Annotated in this window: 5 protein-coding genes; 4 read left to right on the top strand and 1 reads right to left on the bottom strand. The window is 64.9% G+C overall.

From position 1 onward, the window contains the following. The 4 genes from VF515_09095 to VF515_09080 form a co-directional block, all read left to right on the top strand. Positions 1-591: hypothetical protein (locus tag VF515_09095; GenBank protein HEX7407789.1), on the top strand; the 591-nt coding region annotated here is incomplete at its 5' end. Positions 592-641: 50 nt separating this feature from the next. After that, on the top strand, positions 642-3,002 hold the full coding sequence (locus VF515_09090; GenBank protein ID HEX7407788.1) for a phosphoketolase family protein: 2,361 nt from the start codon (positions 642-644) through the stop codon (positions 3,000-3,002). A 194-nt stretch (positions 3,003-3,196) separates the two neighbouring features. Next, positions 3,197-4,090, top strand: coding sequence for a TIGR00730 family Rossman fold protein (locus VF515_09085; GenBank protein ID HEX7407787.1), 894 nt, complete (start codon positions 3,197-3,199; stop codon positions 4,088-4,090). A 57-nt stretch (positions 4,091-4,147) separates the two neighbouring features. After that, positions 4,148-5,539 (top strand): MBL fold metallo-hydrolase, encoded by a 1,392-nt coding sequence (locus tag VF515_09080; GenBank protein ID HEX7407786.1) that lies wholly within the window; start codon positions 4,148-4,150, stop codon positions 5,537-5,539. Positions 5,540-5,589: 50 nt separating this feature from the next. Here VF515_09080 and VF515_09075 read toward each other — a convergent pair. Continuing rightward, the coding region (locus VF515_09075) for an efflux RND transporter periplasmic adaptor subunit (protein ID HEX7407785.1) at positions 5,590-6,368 on the bottom strand (779 nt) is incomplete at its 5' end.

Genomic DNA, 6,368 nt, shown 5'->3' with positions numbered 1-6,368 from the left:
GTGGCGAACCTGTCGAGCGCCGATTTCGGTGGTGGAGCACTCGGCAGCCCGGGCAACAACGCCTTTGCGCAAAACAACCTGCCGGCGGGAGGCAGCAACCTGCGCAACTCGACCGGCCTCGATGTGAGCGCCGCCAATAATCAGTGGGAGCACTGCGGGCATGGTACGACCTGTGATGACGGCGCGATTATCGCGTACGACGTTGGAGACCACGCCGTCCACACGACGGTCGCTCCGACACAGGCGCACCGCTCGCAGCAACCGCCCGTGGTTTCCAGCACGGAGCCAACGACGGGAAGGCGCGGCGGGCTGGTGCGCATCTTCGGCAGCGGATTTAACGTGATCGACGGACTGTTTGCCGAGGACAAGTGCACCGACGTGCGCGGGCGCAACCGCTGCGTGCCGCTACGCGGCAACTGCGTGCAGATCGATGGGGTAGCCGCGCCGGTGGAAGCGGTGACGCCTACCATGCTCGTCGTGCGGTGGCCGTTTACCTGCATTCAGCCAGTCCCGCTCGTCGTCACGACCGCTTTCGGCGGCACGAGTACGCCGATGATGGTATGCGTAAACGGACCGGCCGCTAGCCCCTAGCGGATGGTCCGGACCTGACTCCTCTACACGGAGCCACGGAAGGTGACGCGATGACGATGCCATTGTCAGGTGAACTTCTTCGAAAAATGGATGCCTACTGGCGGGCGGCCAATTTCCTGTCGGTCGGCCAGATCTACCTGTATGACAACCCGCTGCTGAAGAAGCCTCTTACCCTGCAGCAGGTGAAGCCGAGGCTTCTCGGGCACTGGGGCACGACGCCAGGGCAGAACTTCATCTACGTCCACCTGAACCGGGTCATCAAGGAGCATGACCTCAACATGATCTACATCTCTGGTCCCGGGCACGGCGGACCCGCCCTGGTGGCCAACACCTACCTGGAGGGCACATACAGCGAGCTGTACCCGGATGTCTCGCAAGACGAGGACGGGATGAAGCGGCTGTTCAAACAGTTCTCCTTCCCGGGCGGCGTCCCGAGCCATGTCTCCCCCGAAACCCCGGGCTCGATCCACGAGGGCGGCGAGCTCGGTTACAGCTTGAGCCACGCCTTTGGCGCCGCCTTCGACAACCCGGAGCTGATCGTCGCCTGCGTGGTGGGCGACGGCGAGGCCGAGACCGGGCCGTTGGCCACTGGCTGGCACGGAAACAAGTTCCTGAACCCGGCACGCGACGGGGCCGTTCTGCCGATCTTGCACCTGAACGGCTACAAGATCGCCAACCCGACCGTGCTCGCCCGCATCAGCGAAGAGGAATTGCAGCAGCTCTTCCACGGCTACGGCTACACGCCGCACGTTGTCGAGGGCAGCGAGCCACGGCAGATGCACCAGCTCATGGCGGAAACGCTCGACATGGCCATCGCCGAGATCAAACGCATCCAGACCGAGGCGCGCACCACCGGCTTGGCGCAGCGACCGCGCTGGCCCATGATCATCCTGAAGACGCCCAAGGGCTGGACGGGGCCAAAGGTCGTCGACGGCCAGCAGATCGAGGGGACGTATCGAGCCCACCAGGTGCCGCTCTCCGATCCCGCCCATAATCCCGAACACCTGAAGCTTCTCGACAGCTGGATGCGAAGCTACAAACCCGAGGAGCTTTTCGACCAAGCCGGTCGGCTGCGCCCCGAGCTGGCGGAACTGGCTCCGACGGGCGAGCGGCGCATGGGCGCCAACCCGCACGCCAACGGCGGCATCCTTCTCCGCGACCTCAAGTTGCCCGGCTTCCTGGACTACGCCGTGGAGGTGCCGGCACCCGGGTCAGTGGATGCCGAGGACACTCGCGTGCTGGGCACGTTCCTGCGCGACGTAATCAAGTTCAACCCGCACAATTTCCGCATCTTCGGACCAGACGAGACCGCCTCGAATCGTCTCACTGCAGTGTTCGAGGCGACCGACAAGCAGTGGGAGGCCACGATCATCGAGAGCGACGACCATCTCGCCCCAGAGGGGCGAGTGATCGAGGTGCTGAGCGAGCACCAGTGCGAGGGCTGGCTGGAGGGCTACCTGCTGACCGGCCGCCACGGCCTGTTCAACTCCTACGAGGCCTTCATCCACATCATCGACTCGATGTTCAACCAGCACGCCAAGTGGCTCAAAGTCACCCGCCACATTTCCTGGCGGCGGCCGATCGCGTCACTCAACATCTTGCTCGCCTCGCACGTCTGGCGGCAGGATAACAACGGCTTCACGCACCAGGACCCGGGCTTCATCGACCTCGTCGTGAACAAGAAGGCCGAGGTCATCCGCGTCTACCTCCCGCCCGATGCCAACTGTCTGCTGTCGGTAGCCGATCACTGCCTGCGGAGCCGCCACTACGTCAACGTCATCGTGGCCGGCAAGCATCCCGCGCCGCAGTGGCTCAACATGGACCAGGCGATCAAGCACTGCACCGCCGGCATCGGCATCTGGGAGTGGGCCAGCAGCGACCGGGGCGCAGAGCCGGACCTGGTGATGGCCTGCGCCGGCGACGTGCCGACGCTGGAAACACTGGCCGCGGTGCAGATCCTGCGCCGGCACTTTACCGAGCTCAAGATCCGGGTGGTCAACGTGGTCGATCTCATGAAGCTCCAGCCCCCGAGTGAGCATCCGCACGGCCTGAACGATCAGGACTTCGACCTGCTCTTCACCAAGAACAAGCCGATCATCTTCGCGTACCACGGCTATCCATGGTTGATTCATCGGCTGACCTATCGTCGCACGAACCACGACAACCTGCACGTGCGCGGGTACAAGGAAGAAGGGACGATCACGACGCCGTTTGACATGGCGGTGTTGAACGACCTTGATCGCTTCCACCTGGTTGGGGACGTGGTCGATCGCCTGCCGCAGCTCAACAGCAAAGCTGCGTACGTGAAGCAGGAACTTCGCGACAAGCTCATCGAACACAAGGAGTACATCTACGAGCACGGCGAGGACATGCCGGAAATTCGCGACTGGCGTTGGGGCAAGCCCGCATGAGCGCAGGAGTCAACACGGCGTCCGATTCGTGATACAGCTCTCGAACCGATGACACATGCTGAATCCCCCGGTGTTTCGAAGGTGCGCCTGTCCGGACCGAGTCGGGGCGGGCGCGAGCAGTGAAAAACTCCTCCACACCGGTCAAAGGCGTGCGCATCACTCCGCCCGCACACCCGCACCGGCGGCGTGAACCGCTGCCGTCGCATCGGCCCAAGCCGGCCGAGGAGGATCCGGACGCGCCGCGGCGCGTCGCGGCGATTCTCGCCAATCCCAGCTATCGCGAGGCCAACGAGGACGTCGATTTTCTGAACCGTGACGAGACGCGCGGCGTACGCCTGCAGGTGGATTACTTCAAGGCGGAACTCCTGCTCGAGCAGCACGGGATCGACCACACCATCGTCGTTTTCGGCAGCACGCGCATTCCGGAGCCGGCCGCCGCGCGGCGGAATGTCGAGCGGCTGCAAGCTGCCGTGGCGGGAGACCCCGGCAACCCGGAGTGGCCGCAGCGGCTGGCGGTGGCCGAGCGCATCGAGGCCAAGAGCCGCTATTACGACGTCGCCCGCGAGTTCGGTCGCTTGGTGGGTAACGCCGGGCAGGGGCCGCACGATTGTCGCGTGGTGGTCATGACCGGCGGCGGCCCCGGCATGATGGAGGCGGCTAACCGCGGCGCCTATGACGTCGGGGCCAAGTCTATCGGCCTGAACATCAACCTGCCCCACGAGCAGTACCCGAACCCGTACATCACCCCGGACCTGTGCTTTCGCTTCCACTACTTCGCCCTGCGTAAGCTGCACTTTCTCCTGCGGGCCAAAGCGCTGGTGGCCTTTCCCGGCGGCTACGGTACGTTCGATGAGTTGTTCGAGACGTTGACCCTGGTGCAGACGCGCGAGATCAAGCCGGTGCCGATCGTGCTCGTGGGTGAGACCTATTGGCGCCAGGCGTTCAATGTCGATTTTCTGGTCGAGGAGGGTGTGATCGACCTGGAGGACCGCGAGCTGTTCTGGTTCGCGGAAACCGCGCAGGAGATCTGGGACGGCATCCTGCACTGGCACGAGGTCAACGGCGAGCCGTTGCTCGCGTCGACCTGAGTTCGGGCACGGGATGCAAAGTCCACCTGACGCCAACAGACAACCGAGGAGGGTATCTTGAAACTCTCATTCCACGGCGCGGACTGCGACGTCACCGGCTCCTGCCACCTGATCGAGTGCGCGGGGAAACGGATCTTGATCGACTGCGGCCTCTTCCAGGGCGGACGTGATCTCGCCGAAGAGAACGCGGAGCCCTTCGGCTTCGATCCCGCCAGCATCGACTACGTGCTGCTCAGCCATGCCCACCTCGACCACTGCGGCCGCCTGCCCCTGCTGGCGAAGCGCGGCTTCCACGGCGAAATCGTCACTACTGCCGCCTCACGCGAGCTGGCCCGGCTGGTGATGTTGGACGCCGGCCACCTGCAGGAGGAAGAGGCGCGCAATGCCACACGCCAGGCCGACCGGCAGGGCAACCGTGCCGCGAGCGCTACGCCCCTGTACACGGAATTGGAGGCGCTGAACTGCCTCGACCATTTCGGACGCACGGCGGCCTACGGTCAGCCCGTGGAACTCGCGCTCGGCGTGCGCGCGACCTTTCTTGATGCTGGCCACATCCTCGGCTCGGCCTGCGTCTACCTGGAGTTGGAGGAAGCCGGGCACCGGCAGACGGTGCTGTTCTCCGGCGACCTGGGCAACGCCGGCCGGCCACTGTTGCGGGATCCGGCTCCACCACCCCACGCTGACGCCGTGGTCATGGAGACCACCTACGGGGACCGGCTGCACCGGCCGATCCCGCAGTCGGTCGAAGAGCTCTACGCGGCCATCACCGACACCTTCAAGCGCGGCGGCAACGTCATCATCCCGACGTTCGCGTTGGAACGCGCCCAGGAGATCCTCTACTTTTTGCGCCAGGGTGTGCAGGCCGACCGGCTACCGCGCGCGCTGCAGGTGTTCCTCGACTCGCCCATGGCCATCTCCGCCACCGCGATCTTCGAGCGCCACCCGGAGTGCTATGACGCGGAGACCACGGCGCTCTTCCGCGCCGGGCGGGATCCTCTGAGCCTTCCGGGACTGCACTTCACGCGCGAAACGCAAGAGTCGATGGCGCTCAACCGCATCAACGGCGGTGCCGTCATCATGGCGGGTTCCGGCATGTGCACCGGCGGACGCGTGCGGCACCATCTCAAGCACAATCTCTGGCGCGCAGACTCCAGCATTGTGTTCGTCGGCTACGCGGCCAACGGCACCCTGGCCCGCCTGATCATCGACGGCGCCAAGCAGGTCCGCCTCTTCGGCGAAGACATTCCGGTGCGCGCCAGCATTCACACGATCAACGGATTTTCCGCCCACGCCGACCAGGCGGAGTTGCTCAGCTGGCACCAGCAGATCGGTAATCCGGGGCGCACCTTTCTGGTGCACGGCGAGCGCGAGACCATGCGTCAGTTCGCGGGGCACTTGTCGAACACTCGAGTGGAAATGCCTGCCCTTCATCAGGAGTTCGAGCTGTGATGGTAACGCAAGCACCGCAAGAGCAGCGGGGAAACTGACCGGCGCGTCGACTACGGTTGCGCCAGGGGCACGGGTTGAACCGCTTCTCCTTCGTGCGCCGACTGGCCCAAGTTGACCGCCACCACGTCATCGAGGCCAACGCCTTGGACCTCGACCAACCGTCCGTCATCATAACCGAGTGTGACCTGCGCCAGGTGCAGCCGGTTGTCGCGCACGACGGGTACGTAGACATTGCCGCCCTGAAAGATGAGAGCGTCGTCCGGCACCAGTGGTGGGCCACTTGGGACCGCAACGTTGAAGGTCACTTTGGCGTACATGCCGGGCAGCAGGGAGAGGTCCTCGTTGGGGACATCGATCTCCACCAGCATGGTACGCGTTGCCGGCCGCAACACATCTGGATGCCGCGTCACGCTGCCCTGGAACTCACGACCCGGGTACCCGGTGACGGTGATCGTTACCGGGGCGCCGTTTTGGATGAGCGGCGCGGCACTCTGCGGGACGTCAGCGTACACCCGTACGGGACTCAGGGTCGCGAGCGCGACGATGGGGCTGGCACTGGTCGGCGTCGTGGCTTGTGGGATGAGCGCGCCTGGATCGACGTAGCGCGCGCTCACCACGCCGTCGAGGGGCGCGCGGATCACCTTGTAGCGCTGCAGCGCTTGCAGCTGTTCGAGGGCGGCCTGCGCCTGCAGCATGGTGGCGCGCGATTCGTCGGCAACCTGTCGCGCGATCAGCGCCCGCGTCACCAGCTCCTGGTTGCGCTGACTGGTCAGCGCCTGGATATCGTAGTTGGCGCGCGCGTTGGCCACCTGTTGATCGATCTCGGGCG

The sequence above is a fragment of the Candidatus Binatia bacterium genome (assembly GCA_036382395.1).
In the GTDB taxonomy this organism is placed as follows: domain Bacteria; phylum Desulfobacterota; class Binatia; order HRBIN30; family HRBIN30; genus JAGDMS01.
The sequence above is the reverse complement of the archived record's forward strand: the minus strand, read 5'-3'. Positions and strand labels throughout refer to the sequence as shown.